At 57.9% G+C, this 16,209-nt stretch carries 18 protein-coding genes and 1 pseudogene; 4 read left to right on the top strand and 15 right to left on the bottom strand.

Features of this window, described 5'->3' with window-relative positions:
• The coding region (locus tag NKJ00_RS31650) for a hypothetical protein (protein WP_352632538.1) at positions 1-358 on the top strand (358 nt) is incomplete at its 5' end.
• Between the two features lie 183 nt (positions 359-541).
• Here the strand turns inward: NKJ00_RS31650 and NKJ00_RS31645 are convergent.
• Together NKJ00_RS31645 and NKJ00_RS31640 are read right to left on the bottom strand one after the other, a co-directional pair.
• On the bottom strand, positions 542-1,261 hold the full coding sequence (locus NKJ00_RS31645; protein ID WP_352632537.1) for a GntR family transcriptional regulator: 720 nt from the start codon (positions 1,259-1,261) through the stop codon (positions 542-544).
• A 68-nt stretch (positions 1,262-1,329) separates the two neighbouring features.
• The gene (locus NKJ00_RS31640; RefSeq protein WP_352632535.1) at positions 1,330-2,439 is read right to left on the bottom strand and encodes an NAD/NADP octopine/nopaline dehydrogenase family protein; all 1,110 of its coding nucleotides are present in this window, start codon (positions 2,437-2,439) and stop codon (positions 1,330-1,332) included.
• Positions 2,440-2,881: 442 nt separating this feature from the next.
• Here NKJ00_RS31640 and NKJ00_RS31635 point away from each other — a divergent pair, with 442 nt between their 5' ends.
• Positions 2,882-3,097 carry a hypothetical protein gene (locus tag NKJ00_RS31635; protein ID WP_352632533.1) on the top strand — a complete coding sequence of 72 codons (216 nt, stop codon included), beginning with the start codon at positions 2,882-2,884 and terminating at the stop codon, positions 3,095-3,097.
• 79 nt (positions 3,098-3,176) lie between these two features.
• Positions 3,177-4,058, top strand: coding sequence for an SAM-dependent methyltransferase (locus tag NKJ00_RS31630; protein ID WP_352632531.1), 882 nt, complete (start codon positions 3,177-3,179; stop codon positions 4,056-4,058).
• 116 nt (positions 4,059-4,174) lie between these two features.
• Here NKJ00_RS31630 and NKJ00_RS31625 read toward each other — a convergent pair whose 3' ends face one another.
• The 13 genes from NKJ00_RS31625 to NKJ00_RS31565 all read right to left on the bottom strand — a co-directional run bounded on the left by NKJ00_RS31625 (position 4,175) and on the right by NKJ00_RS31565 (position 15,728).
• Positions 4,175-4,978: an arginine deiminase family protein gene (locus tag NKJ00_RS31625; RefSeq protein WP_352632529.1), complete on the bottom strand. Its 804-nt coding sequence runs from the start codon at positions 4,976-4,978 to the stop codon at positions 4,175-4,177.
• 41 nt (positions 4,979-5,019) lie between these two features.
• Positions 5,020-5,982, bottom strand: coding sequence for a citrulline utilization hydrolase CtlX (ctlX, locus tag NKJ00_RS31620; protein WP_352632527.1), 963 nt, complete (start codon positions 5,980-5,982; stop codon positions 5,020-5,022).
• Complete coding sequence (gene ocd / locus NKJ00_RS31615; protein ID WP_352632525.1) at positions 5,982-7,055, bottom strand: ornithine cyclodeaminase; 1,074 nt, start codon at positions 7,053-7,055, stop codon at positions 5,982-5,984. Before ocd ends, ctlX begins: the two co-directional genes overlap by 1 nt.
• Positions 7,056-7,215: 160 nt before the next feature.
• Positions 7,216-7,560 (bottom strand): RidA family protein, encoded by a 345-nt coding sequence (locus NKJ00_RS31610; RefSeq protein WP_023694322.1) that lies wholly within the window; start codon positions 7,558-7,560, stop codon positions 7,216-7,218.
• Entirely contained in the window at positions 7,557-9,062 is a 1,506-nt protein-coding gene (locus tag NKJ00_RS31605; RefSeq protein WP_352632523.1) for an FAD-dependent oxidoreductase, read from the bottom strand. Before NKJ00_RS31605 ends, NKJ00_RS31610 begins: the two co-directional genes overlap by 4 nt.
• The gene (locus NKJ00_RS31600) at positions 9,059-9,382 is read right to left on the bottom strand and encodes a (2Fe-2S)-binding protein (protein ID WP_352632521.1); all 324 of its coding nucleotides are present in this window, start codon (positions 9,380-9,382) and stop codon (positions 9,059-9,061) included. The genes NKJ00_RS31605 and NKJ00_RS31600 overlap by 4 nt, the downstream gene beginning before the upstream one ends.
• The gene (locus tag NKJ00_RS31595; protein WP_352632519.1) at positions 9,363-10,478 is read right to left on the bottom strand and encodes an NAD(P)/FAD-dependent oxidoreductase; all 1,116 of its coding nucleotides are present in this window, start codon (positions 10,476-10,478) and stop codon (positions 9,363-9,365) included. The genes NKJ00_RS31600 and NKJ00_RS31595 overlap by 20 nt, the downstream gene beginning before the upstream one ends.
• Positions 10,479-10,493: 15 nt before the next feature.
• On the bottom strand, positions 10,494-11,654 hold the full coding sequence (locus tag NKJ00_RS31590) for an enolase C-terminal domain-like protein (protein WP_352632517.1): 1,161 nt from the start codon (positions 11,652-11,654) through the stop codon (positions 10,494-10,496).
• A 55-nt stretch (positions 11,655-11,709) separates the two neighbouring features.
• Positions 11,710-12,435, bottom strand: a complete 726-nt coding sequence (locus NKJ00_RS31585) for an ABC transporter permease (RefSeq protein ID WP_352632515.1) — start codon at positions 12,433-12,435, stop codon at positions 11,710-11,712.
• Positions 12,435-13,145 carry an ABC transporter permease gene (locus NKJ00_RS31580; protein WP_352632513.1) on the bottom strand — a complete coding sequence of 237 codons (711 nt, stop codon included), beginning with the start codon at positions 13,143-13,145 and terminating at the stop codon, positions 12,435-12,437. Before NKJ00_RS31580 ends, NKJ00_RS31585 begins: the two co-directional genes overlap by 1 nt.
• A gap of 78 nt (positions 13,146-13,223) precedes the next feature.
• Positions 13,224-14,075 carry a lysine/arginine/ornithine ABC transporter substrate-binding protein gene (locus NKJ00_RS31575; protein ID WP_352632511.1) on the bottom strand — a complete coding sequence of 284 codons (852 nt, stop codon included), beginning with the start codon at positions 14,073-14,075 and terminating at the stop codon, positions 13,224-13,226.
• Between the two features lie 64 nt (positions 14,076-14,139).
• Complete coding sequence (locus tag NKJ00_RS31570) at positions 14,140-14,892, bottom strand: ABC transporter ATP-binding protein (protein ID WP_352632509.1); 753 nt, start codon at positions 14,890-14,892, stop codon at positions 14,140-14,142.
• Positions 14,893-14,987: 95 nt separating this feature from the next.
• Positions 14,988-15,728 carry a GntR family transcriptional regulator gene (locus NKJ00_RS31565; protein WP_352632507.1) on the bottom strand — a complete coding sequence of 247 codons (741 nt, stop codon included), beginning with the start codon at positions 15,726-15,728 and terminating at the stop codon, positions 14,988-14,990.
• A 248-nt stretch (positions 15,729-15,976) separates the two neighbouring features.
• Between NKJ00_RS31565 and NKJ00_RS31560 the strand changes: the two are divergent.
• Positions 15,977-16,209, top strand: a pseudogene (locus NKJ00_RS31560) (ISAs1 family transposase); the annotation flags it as partial.

Raw genomic sequence — 16,209 nt, 5'->3', positions numbered from 1 at the left:
CTTTTTAATGAGAGATGAAGTAACCGATCTTTTAACTGAGTTGGCCCTTTGGGTGAATGTGGTGATGAAATCGGAAAGGGGCGATAGAATTAAAATTTGCGCCGCCTACGACGCCGGTCTGCAGCTAATCGCTGAGCGTGCTACGCCCGGGTCTCCGCCCCGACCGGGCATTGAAGCTTGCATCCTGCAGCATGAGAAACTGAAGGCTGCCGAAGACATCAGCTGCGTAGGTTGGATACTGGCCGCGATCGCCACGCGTGTTGGGGAACGAGATCTTCCGAAATGGGAGGAAGCTCAGAAGGTCATTGGCGCCACGGTTCGGTTGCTTAGTCGCTACCGTCAAACTCGCATTCATTGAAGCCATGGCCGCGTCGGCGGAATGGCATTACAATGCTGTCGAGCATTCCCTTTAGCGTTGCACGGACGATGGCCCACGTAGGCCGTCCGTCTCTCGCGATCGGGTCGATTCTTCGCACATTCACCTCATGCGCCGCAAGAAGCGGCCTGGCGCGTACGACTCAAGCGGTCATCGCAACACCGATTAATGATTTTTGGTGCGGCGTCCTTCTGGAGGATTCCCGGTGAGCTTGATCATCTCATCTTTGCCGTCCAAGACGTAGGCCCTCATCAGAGCAGACGCTTCTTCCGCGTTTCGATTCTGAATTGCTGAGAATATCCGTTTTTCTACGCTGTCGTTCGACTTCCCCGGACTAAGTCGCGGGAATTTTCTGCGAAACAAGGTAATCTGCCCCCAGATCCCCTTCAGCATCTCAAGAACGTTCCGGCTACCGGACATAACCGCAACAAGCCGGTGAAAATTAATCGCGGAATCAAACACCGACGCCGCGTCCACGAGACTGATCGAGTGCTCTGAGCTCTGAAGACATTGCGCCAAGAGTCTTAAATCATCATCGGTCCGGTTTTTCGCGGCCAGTTCCGCAGCGAGCGCCTCCAACGAGGCGCGTACGTCATAGAGATCCCACGCCTCTTCAGGCGGCATGTCACGCACAAAGGGCCCTTTGTTCTTGGTGATTTCTATCAAACCGTCTTTTTCGAGCTGTCGAAGAGCTTCGCGAACGGAGGCCCTACTCACGCCTAGCGAGGCAGCCAGACGGTTCTCGTTCATATGTTCGCCGGGCTGCAATTCGCCCGACAGGATCTTTTCATGAACTTGCTCGTAGACGAGTTCCGAGATCGACACTCTTCGAAGCAGTCTGAGGCTACTGCTAACATTTTCCTGCCTCGCCACGCTGTTCTCCATAGGCCCCTCTTCCCTTAAGTCCCAAATCCCAACGCTTCCGAAGCTAGCCGAAGCAAACGTGGTTCTCTTCAATTATGGTGTTGCATGGCGGAGGTCGAAGACGACGGTGAACGGCATGTCGCGTTCTCAACGAACTGCAAGAGTTCCCTTCTCGACATGTGGGCCATGCCCAGGCGCTTGAGGTTACGGCCGCTCTCAAAATATTTGATGCCATTGATGGCTGACGCGATGTCGACGAAAGCCTTGATGGTTCGGGCATTTATGCCTACTTTGATGCCAAGCTCGTACCAAGGGACCAAAATATACGGTATGTCCTCAACCACATATCTGTCTTGCATGTGGGTGGGTGTTGCCTTGGTTGCGTTGTGAACGCGCGTATGAAAAGCAAAATCTGAGAATTTGTCGAAAGTCCCGCCGTAGAAGCCGACCATTTCTTGCAGGAATGTCTGGAGTCGGAAACCCAAAGCATCGGCGATCTTCAGGCGCTCTACGTCGACAGCCTCGATGACTTTCCCGACGGAGGATGAAATCCCGTCGCGATAGAAGAAAAAGTCTCCTTTTGTGCTTTCAATCCTCCCAGTGTTGAGGATCGCTGCAACCGGATGTATCACCCCATTGTTGGACTGCATCCCAATCTCGAAAACATTATTGCACCATTGGAGCGGCTGGGGAAATATATCCGCGATCTGCGACCACTGGTTCTCATCGAGAGCATTAGGGAAGGCGGCGATCGGCAGACTGGCCTTGATACCCGCGACCAAAACTTCACCCTTCTGAATCCAAGATGCATATGGGGACGCATTGGTTTCCAAGATAGTCAGGGCCTTCAGTTCCTTTGAACAGGCCAAGGCGAAGAAATTGGCGTTGATAGCCACAATGATGTGGCGACATAGGTCGAAGCCCTTCAGTTCGCTAATGATGTCGTCGTGCCCATACGATGGAACGGTGACCACAAGAATACGAGAAAATTCTACGGCAGTAGCCATCTCGGTGGTGACAGTCGGCTCGAACCGTCCCTCAATCTTCATCCGAGCCGTCAGGTGACCATCTCGCCGGATCGCATCAATGTTACGGCGGTGGTTAGGATGACCGTAAAGAAGGACGCTGAAGCCACGGGTGATCAAATCAGCTGCGAACGCGCATCCACAATTTCCGGCACCAATGATTGAAACTCGCATTTTGGAACCCACTGTCGCTCTCTCTTCCCTGGTGACGATTGTCCGCCAGGCAGCGGCGAGATTCCTGTGCGGTGATAAAAAAGCCCCTACACGAGATGTTCAAAAACTGTGCCAACTACGAGGAGAAGGGCACATGATAAGTTTCCCTATGATAAATCAAGGAGATGGGATTCAGCAGAGCGCTGAACTCATCGTGTCGCGAACTCGACAAAACCGACGGTGGGTGTCGGTTGCCCGGCTTTTTGGTTGTCAATGGTGGAGCGCTCGGGCCCGCCTCGCGACCGAGGGCGAGGCGTGCTGCTGCCGCCCGCGGACGTTGACCGTCCTCCACAGCCCATTGTCTCATTGTCCGCCAGGTCCAGCGTTGAACCGTCGAAATTTGCGGGAAGCGGTCCGGCAATGCCGCCGCCAGCTTGAGGAGGCGATGCAAAGGAGCGCGTCCATGACTGCCCACAGTTCGTTGTTTGGTCGTCCCGTCGACTTCGCTCCAGACATTGAAGGCTCGACCAAAGCCTTCCCTGTCGGTTTTAGCGTTTACAGCCCGCTGCCCCGCGCGGCAAAGGGGGCGGTGTGCAACCCAAACAAGTTTCTTTCGGTGACAATTTCGTTTCGGTGGCCGGCACGATTTTTGCTGTGGTGTTTGGAAGAGGCGTTTTGAATGCTTGCGGGACGCCCAACTAGCGTTCTCGCTCCCCCCTGAGATCGTTGACCCACAATCACACTCTGGAAAGATCAAAATGAACGAAATCAATTCGCTCGCCCACGCCGATTCTAAAGTTCCTAGGTGGCATTTCACAATGATGCGCGACTCCGCACGAAATGCGGCAATAGAAGCGGCGATTGCATCTTGTGATGTCGAGGGAAAAACCATTGTTGAAATCGGAACTGGGGCTGGCCTACCGGCGATGCTCTTCGCCAGATACGGGGCTCGCATGGTATTCTCATGCGAGATGGACGAGCGAATTGCTGATGCTGCACGGGAGATTATCTGGGCCAACGAATTGCAAGATCGCATCGCGGTGATTGCAAAATCCTCGAGGCAGGCAATTCTGGACGGCGACCTTCCTTCGGCACCCGACATCATTTTCACGGAGACGTTGGACGCCGGAGTCGTTGGCGAGGGATATGAAGCGATCGCTGAAGACATTCGCGAGATCGCCAGTCCTACTACACTAGTGATGCCGTATCGGGTCCAGCAGTTCGGTTTCCTCTGCAATGACGTCAAAGCCTTTGAAAAGAACTCCGTATTTAATCAATGTGGATTTGATCTTTCGGGTTTTAACCTGTTCGCCGAACGTTCGTATTTCCCTGTGATCCAGATGCTGCATGATCCGGTATATCTCTCGCCAGCCGTGCTTTTCAGGAGCTACGACTATCTAGATTCGAACAGTCTGGATCCAGTAGAACACCATATCGTGGCCCACAATTCGGGACTCTGCCATGGAATGACGTCATATTTTGATGCCCATTTTGGGAAATTCATAGTCAGCTCCAAGGATCGCAGGGGTCATTGGCTAGCGGCCTTTCACCCTTTGCGAGAACCTATTCCGGTCGAATCTGGGCGGCATTACACTTTGAAGGGGGACAAAACAGGGTTGATCGATTTGCTTCCAATATGATTTATCTGGAGGAACGAACGTGTCCGCATCTTCTGCCGAGCAGCATAATCGAGATGTTGCTCCTCGGCGCTTCGAATTTGAAGAACTGCCTTCGGGTCCGGATGACGTAGAACAGCCTATTTGTTGTTCCCATACCAGCGGAGCGACATACACGAAAGCCCGGCGTCGATCTTCTCAATTTCCACAGTCTTGAGCGGCACGACCTTGTAGCCCTCCGTGTCAAGAATTTCGAGAGTGCGAGGGTAATGGGCACTGGCGAAAACGACGTCGTTGACCCGAAGCACGTTCGCGGCTGGCTCTTCGCCGTTCGGAACGACGATCCTGCGGAATCCCTCGAACGCGGCAGCGCCTGCAAGTGCCGCCGTCGAAATCACGGTTTCATCGTCGAGCAGCGACGATGCCGTTTTGAAATGCAAAATGCCCTTTGGTGTCTCGGCAACCTGGGCTTTTCCGCCGAGTCTTTCGATGCAGCGAATGAGCGCCTCCGCGCCTATCCTATCGGTGCGTGCAGAGAGGCCAATCAGCACCCACTTCGGCGTATACATGATGTCGCCGCCGTCCGCCTGGCCGGGAGCCGGCAGCTCCAGCACGGTCTCAAACCTTTCGCGCAGGATCGGCGCGATCTCCGCTGTCTCGTTGACGCGGCTTGGCGTGCCGGGACGAAGTAGGATCGCGCCGTCGGTAAACACGAGAGCCGGGTCCTCGACGAAGATAGAGTCAGGGAAGGCCTCAAGCGGCGGAAGGACTGTGACCGCGACGCCGGCATTGCGTAGGGCCGAGATATAGATTTCGTGCTCGGCCTTGACACCTTCGTAAGTCGGGCCGTCACGACCATCGGCGCGCAGTCCGTTGACAACGGAGGTGGATGGCTCCCGGACGATTGCCGAGTTGAACTCATAGACTGATCTGGTCTGCGACATTGTTGGCTATCCTAGTGTAACGATGTTTGACTGCGCGGCGCTCATTCTGCTGCGAACAATAGGCGTTCCGTTGGTGCAGTGCGCCGCGACAGGTGAATTCCGGCGAGCATGCACCGCACCGAGCCTCCGGCAAGCTCGATCGTCGAGACATCGAACGGCAGCAGCTTTGCCGAGCGCGCAACCGCCGCGATCTGCTCCCGATCCAGGGCTGCGTGGGCACGAGCCGAAAGCGCTAGGACGCGACCGTAACTACCCTCCAGCTCTATGGCATTGCCGGCGAAGTTCTCGATCTGGCCGCTGGAGAGTTCAATGACTTCGCGGCCGGTTTCCTTGAGCCTCTCGACAATCTCCTGCCGCCGTCGGAGATCGGGAATCATCAGCGTCCCGAGCAGCGCGAAATCGGTTCCGATGCACATCAGCACGTTGGTGTGATAGATCGGCTTGCCGCTGCGATCGACGGCGTTGAAGACCATCGGCTCGAAGTTGAAGTGCGTGCAGAACCGTTCGAGCGCCACTTCGTTGGTGCGGTTTGAACGTATGGCATAAGCAACCCGACCGATGTGGTCGAGAACCATGGCGCCGGTGCCCTCGAGATAGACATTATCTTTCTCTAGTCCTGAGTAGTCGATGACGTCCTGGACCCGATATTCGTTCTTCAGCATCTCGATCACGTCACCGCGGCGCTCTTTTTGCCGATTGGCTGAGTACATCGGATAGACGGCGACATGTCCGCCCGAGTGGGTCGAAAACCAGTTGTTGGGAAATACGGAATCGGGCGTTGTGGCCGCTCTATCCTCGAAGACATAGACGATGACGCCCGCAGCGGCGAGACCCTCCGCCATACGCGTCACCTCGTCGTATGCCGCGCTCGCGACCGCCGCGGCGGCACGCTTCTCGTCATTGGACTGAAACGAGTTGTCAGCGGCGGTCATTGGGTTTGGCGTGAAATGATGCGGCCGGATCATTACAACGCCCCTGGGGGCTTGTACGGACTGTCTGCTCATCAGAGGGCTCCAGCTTTGAGCGCTGCAGGAGCGGCCTTTCCGGCGCGCAGAATCATGCCGAAGAGATCGCGCGGCTCGTCGGGATCGGCAAGGAGATCAAGCTCCTCGTAAAGGCCCGTGTCCTTGAGCCGGTCGCGGACGTAGCGAAGCGCGGAGAAGTCCTCAATGGCAAAGCCCACCGAATCGAACAGCGTGATCTGGCGGTCGCCCGAGCGGCCTGGCACCTTTCCCGCGATCACCTGCCAGAGCTCTATCACCGGATGATCGGGATCGAGTTGCTGGATTTCGCCTTCGATCCGCGTCTGTGGCGGGTATTCGACAAAGATGTCCGAGCGCAGAAGAATGTCGCGGTGAAGTTCCGTTTTGCCGGGGCAGTCGCCACCCACCGCGTTGATGTGAATGCCGGAGCCGACCATGTTGTCGCTGAGAATCGTCGCGTACTGCTTGTCGGCAGTGACGGTGGTGACGATCTCGGCCCCTTCGACGGCATCCTGCGAGGAGGTGCAGGCCTTGATCTCAAAGCCCATGCCGGCGAGGTTCTTCTGGCAGCGGGCCGTGGCGGAAGCATCGACGTCGTAAAGACGAAGCTTGTCGACGCCGAGGATTGCCTTGAAGGCGATCGCCTGGAACTCCGATTGGGCGCCGTTGCCAATCATGGCCATCGTGCGAGCGCCCTTGGGTGCCAGGAATTTGGCTGCGACCGCAGACATCGCTGCAGTCCTGAGTGCAGTCAGGATGGTCATCTCGGTCAGTAGCATTGGGTAGCCATTGCCGACATCGGCGAGCATACCAAAAGCGGTGACTGTCTGTCGTCCAGAGTGGGTGTTCTTCGGATGGCCGTTGACGTATTTGAAACCGTAGGTCTCCCCGTCGCTGGTGGGCATCAGTTCGATGACACCGTCGGCGCTATGGGACGCGACGCGCGGCGTCTTGTCGAAACACTCCCAGCGCCGGAAGTCTTCTTCGATATAAGCGGCAAGTTCGATGAGGAAGCGTTCAACGCTGGTCGCTAGCACGAGCTTCATCATGTGATCGACGCTGACGAAGGGGACGACATTCAGTTTTTCTTGCATAGGTTCAATAGCTCCTTGTGAAGCCGAGAGATACGTCGGCCTATGAGGCCCGCAACGAGCTCGACCGCGCGGACGACTTCTCGATCACGAATCTTCTGGATCTGGCTTTGCGACGAAGACGCAAGGACGGCTGGCGCCTCGATCGCTTGAAAGCTGGTCCTCAATAGTGCGCAGTGGCAATGAGCTCTATCAGAGTCCGCTCGCCGAGGTCAGCAACACCGATCGTTGCCCGCGCGGGCAGCTCGTCGGGCGCGAACCACTCTTTCCACACCGCGTCCATGTCAGGTTTGACATTCATATCTGTGATGAAGATCGTTGCTGAGAGCAGCTTCGATCGATCGGATTTCGCCTCTTTCAGGTACGTGTCGAGCTTGGCCAACACTTCCCGTGTCTGGCCGCCCATGTCCTGGCTGTCGTCATCGGCGACGATACCGCCGATATAGGCTATGCCGTTGTGCTTGACGACGCGATGCAGGCTGGGCGCACGAAGCAGCCGTTCGGTCATGACGGGTGTCCTCCTTCATTCAATTGGTGATCAGCCGGATCTCTGCCGGTCACGGCCTTCAAGGCGCGCGGCACATGTGGAAGGGCCGCCAGCTCAGCAAGGCGAACCGGCTTTACCGGGGAGCGCAGACGATAGGTGCCTATCTCTCTCGGATTCATCCCTTTTTCGGCCGCCATGATTTCGGTGACAGTCGCGGCGCAGAGGCGCCCCTGGCATGGTCCCATTCCGCAGCGAACAAAAGTCTTCAATTGGTTCGGACCGGGGGGGGCGAGCGCAATGACCTCGCGAAGCTTGCCCGCCGAAATCTCTTCACAGCGACACACGATCGTTTCTGGATCGGGGGGGGCGAGAAAGGCAGGCCGAGGCGAGTACAGCGCATCCAAGAAGTCTCTCCCCTGAAAGAAGCGCTGGCGCCGTCGCAGAAGATCCCTGATCGATGAAGCCGACTTTGTGAGGCCGAGGTCCGAAAGAGCAGCCAGGGCGGCAATCCGTCCGCCAATTTCGGCTGCTTGAGCGCCCCCGATGCCGGCGCCGTCTCCCGCGATGAGAATGCCACGCCTTGGTGTTCGCCCCTCGGCGTCCGTTACGGGCTGAAAAGCGCGTTGGCGCTCGTTCCACGTCAAGGGGCAACCGGCGGCAGCTGCAAGATTGATGGCCGGGACAACGCCCTGATGCAGCAGAACGGTCTCGGCCTGAAGTGTTTCAGTTTCCCGGCGAGTCGCGAAACGAACGCCCTCGACACTGTCTTGCCCCAAAATCGCGAGCGATTGAACTCTGGTCACCACACGAATATTGCGTTTCGTTTTGAGGAGCAGGCCAAGCCCCTTCATAAGGTATGGTGACCCCAGAAAGCCTGACAGGTGGCGCAGCGCATCCCATCGGAAGGGTGAGTGCGACGTGTCGAGAAGTGTCATATCTCGCGCGCCTGCGTCGACGAGCTGGCTCGCCAACAGATATAGAAGCGGCCCGCAGCCTGCGAGTACGACTGGAGCAGTCGGCACAGCGCCGGAGGATTTGAGCGCAATCTGAGCTGCACCAGCCGTCATTACACCCAGCATAGTCCAACCGGGCACAGACATAGGTCTTTCCTGAGCACCGGTCGCAAGGACAACGGCAGCCGCCTCGATGATACGCGCAACGCCAGCTACCGTTAGCCCCACGCGATGATGATCCTTCGCCTCCGCCTCCACGTCTTCGGTGCGCTCGACGCTCCACACGGTCGCTTTCGCGGCATAGTCCCCGTTGCTCTCGGCGAAGGAATCGGCGAGCGGTTTTCCCTTCCAGTAGTCGGGGCCGAGGTAACTGCGCGCGTCTGGCCGGTTGCGCGTGATCTCACGGTATACTTGACCACCGGGGCGAGGGTTTTCGTCCACCACGACAACTCGTGCACCCGCATTGGACACTTCTGTCGCAGCCGCCATTCCCGCCGGCCCCGCCCCAACGATCAGGACGTCGTAGACGGGGAGCAGGTCTTCTGCCCTGGACACAATCCGCAATGTCATGACGCCTGCCCTTCGTCGACGCTGGAACGTGTAGGCAAGCTCGATGCGCCGTGTTGGCTGAGCACCGTCATTCCATCCTCGACTTCAATGAGGCAAGCCTGGCGGTTTTGAACGTCGTCGATCGTGACGAGGCATTCGAAACAGACGCCCATCAGGCAATAGGGAGCACGGGGCGCACCACTGACGACCGACCAGCGGACCTGTTGCACGCCGGCGGCCAGCAGGGCGGTGGCGAGCATGTCCCCGCGCTCTGCCCGCATCGGCACGCCGTCGAAGGTGAAGTGAACGGGCTGCTGGATCTCACGCAATCTCCTCAGCATGAAACCTCCTTGCCGAAAATGAGGAAAGCTCGTCGCTGAGTTCGGATGCAGCGATCTGCGGCGCCACAACCAGCGCGTGGTTCGCCGCCAGCGTCACCCCTGAATGGCAGGCGACCAGGAAAGCGCCATGATGGCGCGCCGAATGATCGTAGATCGGCACGCCATCGGCCGTCTTGACCCTGAAACCGGTCCAGCTGCGCACCACGCTCAAGTCAGCGAGAGCCGGGAAAACCCGGATAGCCCGGCTTGCCAGGACGGCGCTGATGTCCGATGAGCTCGCAATGCTGGTCGTGTCGGTCTCTTCGCTATCACCGATCATGATGCCGCCTTCGTCGGTTTGGCGGATTGTGGGCGACAGACAAGGCAGGAACGGTTTGCACTTCTCGGTTACCAGGATCTGCCCCTTGCTTCGTTTCAGCGGGCAGGAAAGGCCGACCATTGGCGCCAGCCTTTCATTGTCGAGGCCAGCCGCGAGAACGATCTTGCGGGACAGGATCGAAAAGCCATTGCCCGTCAGGATGAAGCCATCGGACGCGGGCTCAATCGCGTCCACCCTATGATTGGGCCGATAACTCACCCCTCTCCGGGTCAGGGCGGCGTGCAGCGCATGGAACAAGCGAAGCGCGTTGACATGACCGTCCACCCGTGAATAGACAGACCCCGCGACATCCGGCCCAACCTGCGGCAGCCGCTCACGCGTCTGACATCCGTTCAGCATTTCGAAGGCCGCCGCACGGCCCGCGGTCTCGAACGCGATGCATTCCATATCCGCTCGCATTGCCTCGAGCTCCTCATGCGAGAGAGCAAACGTAAAGGCGCCTTGTTGAACGAGGCCTACGTCGATGCCGCTATCGTCACAGAGCGCCGCGGCCATCGCCGGCCACATCTTCGCAGAGCTGTCTGACCAAAGCGCGTAATCGGGCGCGTGCAGGCCTTTCCCTTGCACCCAGACCAATCCAAAATTCGCTCGCGACGCCCTGAGGTCCAGATCCGAGCCATCGAGGACGAGCGGCTTTACGCCCGAGCGGGAAAGCCCCCAGGCAATGGACGCACCAACAAGGCCGCCGCCAATGATGGTTAGCTCAGCGTCTTGCATCGCTTGGTACCCAGGTCATTTCTCCGCCCCGAGCACGAAACGAGCGGTCGTCAGCCGGCGCACATGATTTTCGTCGATTTCCACGCCCAGGCCCGCGCGGTGCGGCAGATGCACAACCCCGTTACGCACGAAAGATGAGAAGTCTGTGGGGTCCTCGACCAACCGCATGGTCGACATGAAGGCATGTCCGACATCGACAAGGTTTCGGACGGTGACGGCATGTTGGAGCGAGGCGGCCTGGGTAATGCCGAATTCGATCATCGAATTCATGTAGCAGCTGATGCCGAAGGCTTCCGCAGTGGCGGCAATGCGCTGCGCCCGCAGGGGGCCGCCGTTCTTGCTGCTCTTGATGCTGAAGACCGTCGCAGCGCCGGCACGAGCCAGTTGGGAAGCATCGGTAAGATCTATGATCGATTCATCCGCCGACAGTGGAAGCTGACTTGCATTGGACAGTTGCGCCATGCCCGCAATAACGTCTGTTGCCAGAGGTTCTTCGACGAAGGCGACTTTCGAGCCGGCAATTCCCGCCAGGAATTCACGGGCCTGATCCAGACTCCATCCCTGGTTGGCATCCGCGATGAACTTGACCCGCTCTCCATAGCGGGCCTGCAGCGCAGCGACGCGCTTGATCTCGCTGGTAATCGGCGATGTGCCCATCTTCAACATGAAACTGGAGAAGCCCTGGGCGGCGCGCTCTTCAATGATGGGGATGTCCTCTTCGGCGGTACCATTGCTCAATGGCCACAAGACCGGCAATGAGCGGCGAAGCGGCCCGCCCAGCAGCGTCGCCACGGCGACGTTCAGCCGTTTGCCGAGAATGTCGAGCAGCGCCATAGTAATCGCGCCTTTGGCGCAAAGGTGGCTCGGGACGACCGCGTCGACCAGAGCATCGATGTTGCCCGGCGCTGGTTCCGGCGCGGCGAGAACTAGGGGCAGCAGCTTGTCCTTCAGAACCGTCAGAACCCCGGCTGGCGTCTCCCCGTCCACGGTTTCAGCAGGATTGGCTTCTCCCCACCCCACGACACCGTCGGCATCTGTGAGCTTCACAAGCACCGCCTGTGTTGCGATCAGGACCCCTTCGGTGAGCTTGTACGGTGTGCAGAGCTTTGCCTCGATTTCGAACACTTCGGCGCTGACAATCGGCACCATGGTCGTACGGGATAATTTCTCGTTCATTTTCCAATTCCTGAACATGGTGATGTCGCGCGGAACGCGGGCTCGTGTGCTGGTTTCAATGCGCGGCTGCAGCAGGGGCGCCGGTCACACCGCGTTCGGAGCGACGATGAGGATTGAGCCACAGTTCGATCAGCATGACCGACCGAGTGACGATGAAGTTGATCGACAAGTAGATCGCTCCAGCGATGATGAAGACCTCGACTGGTCGATAGGTGTTGGAGATGATTTGTTTGGCGACACCGGTCACTTCCAAGATGGTGATTGTCGAAGCAAGCGACGTCGACTTGACCATGAGGATGATCTCGTTGCCGTAGGCGGGCAGCGCCAGGCGCATCGCGATCGGAAAAACGATGCGACGGAACTGCAGGACGCCCGACATTCCGATAGCGCGGGCCGCTTCGATCTGACCTAAGGGTACAGCCTGTATCGCACCTCTTATGATCTCGGTGCTATAGGCGGCGGTACTAAGGGTGAGGGCAAGGATCGCGCAGAACCACGCGTCTCTAAAGAGCGTCCATAAACCGACCTGCTCGAAGAAGGCTCTGAACTGGCCGGATCCATAATAGATCAAAAACATCTGCACCAGGAGCGGTGTCGATCGGATGACATATACGTAGCCATAAGCGATAACGTAAAGCAGGCGGTTTTTCGAAACGCGCATCAACGCCAAAGGTACGGCGAGCGCAAAGCCGAGACAGAGCGAAATCGATGCCAACGCGAGTGTCGTGGGCACGGCAGCCAGAAGCTTCGGGAACGCTTCCCGCATAAGGTCGAAATCCATTACTGGCTCCTTACTCCGCGGTTGGCCCATTTTTCAGCCCGGATAAATCCCTGGTTGGACGCGGAAGTCAGCAAGAGGAAGAGAACGAAGGCCGCGAGATAGAACGTGAACGGCTCTTTCGTTGAACCCGCGCCGACCGCGGCGGCTCGCATGATCTCGACGAGGCCGACGACCGAGATCAGGGACGTATCCTTCAAGGTGTACTGCCAGACGTTACCCATGCCGGGCAGCGCAAACCTCGCCGCCTGCGGGACGATGATGCGGCGCAATCGCAAAGCTGGTGTCATCCCGATTGCTTTCGCCGCTTCGATCTGTCCTTTGGGAATGGCGAGAACTGCAGCGCGGATTACCTCGGTGGAATAGGCGCCCGCGCTCACACCGATGCACAAGATGCCGATGGCAAAGACCGGCGGTTCAATGTAGCCCCCGAAGCCGAAGAGTGCATTGGCCACATAGCGGAGCAGCGATCCCCCACCGAAAAACACGAGAAAGATGATCAACAGTTCCGGTACACCCCGAACAACAGTCGTGTAGACGTCGCCGAGCAGTCGAAGTGACCGGAACCTGGACAATTTTGCTGCTGCAAAAAGCGATCCGATAGCGATGCCCAGTGCGAAAGCGCAAGCCGCGACCACGATTGTCATGACCGCTCCACGGGTCAGTTCATCGGCCCAGCCGGCATCGCCCCATCCAAATAGCGTGAGATCCATGATATAAACTCTATTGCGGGAGAACCGTGATGCCGGAGGAGCGGACGAATGCAGCCCATCCCCCGGCATCAGTTCGGTCTACTGCTTGGGAGTGCCGTCGAAGCCAAGCCACTTCATCGAAAGCTTTTCGATCGTGCCGTCGGCGACGGCTTCGTCGATGGCTTTATTCAACATGTCGCGGAGCTGACTATCTTCCTTGCGCAGGCCAATGCCCGTGCCCTTGCCAAACGGTCCGCCAGTCATGTTCGGCCCGAAGATGGCAAGATCCTTGCCTTCAGGCTTCTCAAGTAGCGGCTTGAGGCGAGCAAGTGTGGATAGGCTCGCGTCGATGCGGCCGGCGTTAAGATCAAGGACCATGTTGTCAGGTGTATCGTAACTTGCGAGTTCTACGTTGGGCAGAAACTCTTTCACGAAGGATTCGGCCGTCGTGCTCGATTGCACGCCGATCTTCTTTCCTTTGAATGCAGCAGCCAGCTTGTCCAACTCTGCCCGTTCCTCTGGGCTCACGTCATCGAGCGTCAGACTGTCCGGGCTCCCCTTGAATTCCAGCAGTGAGCTGCCTTTTGGCGCAATGAAACGTATCGGGGTCTTGATATAGGGCTGGGTGAAAGAAATGACCTTTTCCCGCTCGGTATTGATATCCATAGCGGCAAGGATCGCATCGTAACGTCCGGCGATGAGGGACGGTATGATACCATCCCATGCCTGCTCGATCACCGGGCATTCAATCTTGATGCGGCTGCACAGGTCCTTGCTCAGATCGATATCAAAACCCATCAGGTTGCCGCTGGCGTCCTTGTATTCGAAGGGCGCATATGTAGCGTCGGTTGCAAACGTGATGCTCTTGTAGTCCTTGGCCGCTGCCGGCCCAGTGAGAACCAGCGTGCCAGTGAGCATCGCGAGCAAGGTATTCAATTTGGAGATTTTCATGTGATCACCTCTGTCAGTTCGTTATTTTTGTCGGATGTGGTCGTTCCCACCGCGATGGCGCTCGTCACAAGACGCTTGCGAGGAATTCGCGACATCGCGGAGAAGATGGGTTTCGGAATACCTGGTCTGGTGTGCCCTGTTCCTCGATCCTCCCCTTTTCGAGAAAGACGACCTTGTTTGAGACGTCGCGGGCAAAGCCCATTTCGTGCGTGACCACGACCATGGTGCGTCCTTCTTCAGCCAGCTGCCGCACCACTTTGAGGACTTCACCCACCAGCTCGGGATCGAGCGCAGACGTCGGTTCGTCGAATAGAAGGGCGGCTGGCTGCATCGCGAGCGCACGAGCAATGCTGACGCGCTGCTGCTGCCCGCCGGACAGTTCGGACGGATAGCTTGCATGTTTTTCGGCAATGCCAACCTTGCTGAGATAATCCATGGCTCTGTCGCCCGCTTCGTTCTTCCGCAGCTTGAGCACGTGGATTGGTCCTTCCATGACATTCTGAAGGACGGTCATGTGCGACCAGAGATTGAAGCTCTGAAACACCATGCCGAGCTGCATGCGCATCCGGTCGATCTTCTTGCGATCGAGCCCGATCAGACGGCCCTTTGGGTCTGTTTCCACTCTGATTTCGTCGTCACCAATTGCAATCCGGCCTTTGCTCGGCATTTCGAGGAAATTCATGCAACGCAGAAAGGTGCTCTTGCCGGAGCCCGAACTGCCGATGACCGAGATCACGTCGCCTCGGTTGGCCTCGAGCGATATTCCCTTCAGCACTTCGAGATCGCCGAAATGCTTGTGAATGTCTTCTGCGACCAAGGCTGGCCGATTTCCACTGCGCGCAGCCGGCTTCGCCGCTCCGTCAGTTGCACACGAGCTCCGGGCAACAGTCGCGAGGACTGGGCCTGACGACTTCATGATTGTTTCCTCCCAATTGCAGCGACTTTCCCGACGGTTTTGGCTTCATGCTCCTGCGCATGCTTCATCAAGCCCTGTTTTCCTCCGATGATGTGGGCTTTCATCAGAGTCGATGCTGCTTCGGTATCGCGGGCTTGAATGGCTGCCAGGATGCGCCTTTCCTCGGCGCTCCCGGGATCGCCAAGATGGAGGCGCGAGAACTTACTGCGGAACAGGACAAGCCGGCCCCAAACACTCTTCAGCATGTCGACTAGGTTCTGACTGCCGGACATCGCCGCAACGAGCCGATGAAAGTTGACGGCGTGATCAAATATCGCGGGTTCTTCTCCACGCTCGATTGCCTGATCCATGTTCCTGAGGCACTGCGTCAGCAATTTTAGATCCTCGTCCGTGCGGTTTTTCGCAGCAAGCTCTGCAGCGAGCGCTTCTAACGAAGCGCGGATGTCGTAAAGCTCCCAGGCCTCTTCCGGCGGCATGTCACGGACGAACGGGCCCTTGTTCTTGGTGATTTCGATCAACCCGTCCTTCTCTAGTTGCCGGAGCGCCTCTCGGACGGAGGGCCTGCTCACGCCGAGCGAGGCGGCCAGTCGGTTCTCGTTCATATGTTCGCCGGGAAGAAGCTCGCCTAACAGGATCTTTTCGTGCACCTGCCGATAGACCAGTTCCGAAATGGAGACGTTCCGGAGCAGTTGCAGGCTGCTGTTGAGATTTCCCTGTTCCCGCTCACCGCTTTGCATAACTCTCTCTGCCGCATTGAGGTCTATTGCCGATTGCCGGCAATCTGCACTATGGAGGCCGGCAAGTCAAGTGATGCGAATTGGTTCCCAGGGTTGCGAACTCGGGTTAACGGACTTTCGGTATTGCTGAACCATGGGTGCTTCCTTGATTCGGAGCACAGTCATGTCGGTCATCGTCGTTGAAGGTTTCGAGAAATCCCGCCTGAAGTCGCTTCTCGACCACTTTGGCAACATTGACGACCCACGCGGCCATCGCCACCAGCCCAACGATCGCCTCGGCAATCTGTCGGCGCCGACTATCTGCTCGCCGTCAAGGCTAACCAGCCCCACCTTGCGCGCCGAGATCGAAGCCTGCTTTGCCGATGCACCTGCCGCCGAACTCGACCGCGTCACCGAACGCGACAAAGGCCACGGCCGCATCGAGGAACGCTGCGTCACCGTCTCTTGCGAGGCCGACTGGCTGGCGGGCACGCGCCGCTTA

It is taken from the genome of Mesorhizobium sp. M0227 (genome assembly GCF_040321855.1).
GTDB lineage: Bacteria > Pseudomonadota > Alphaproteobacteria > Rhizobiales > Rhizobiaceae > Mesorhizobium.
Note: the sequence above shows the minus strand (reverse complement) of the source record. Positions and strands in the feature narration are given on the sequence as shown.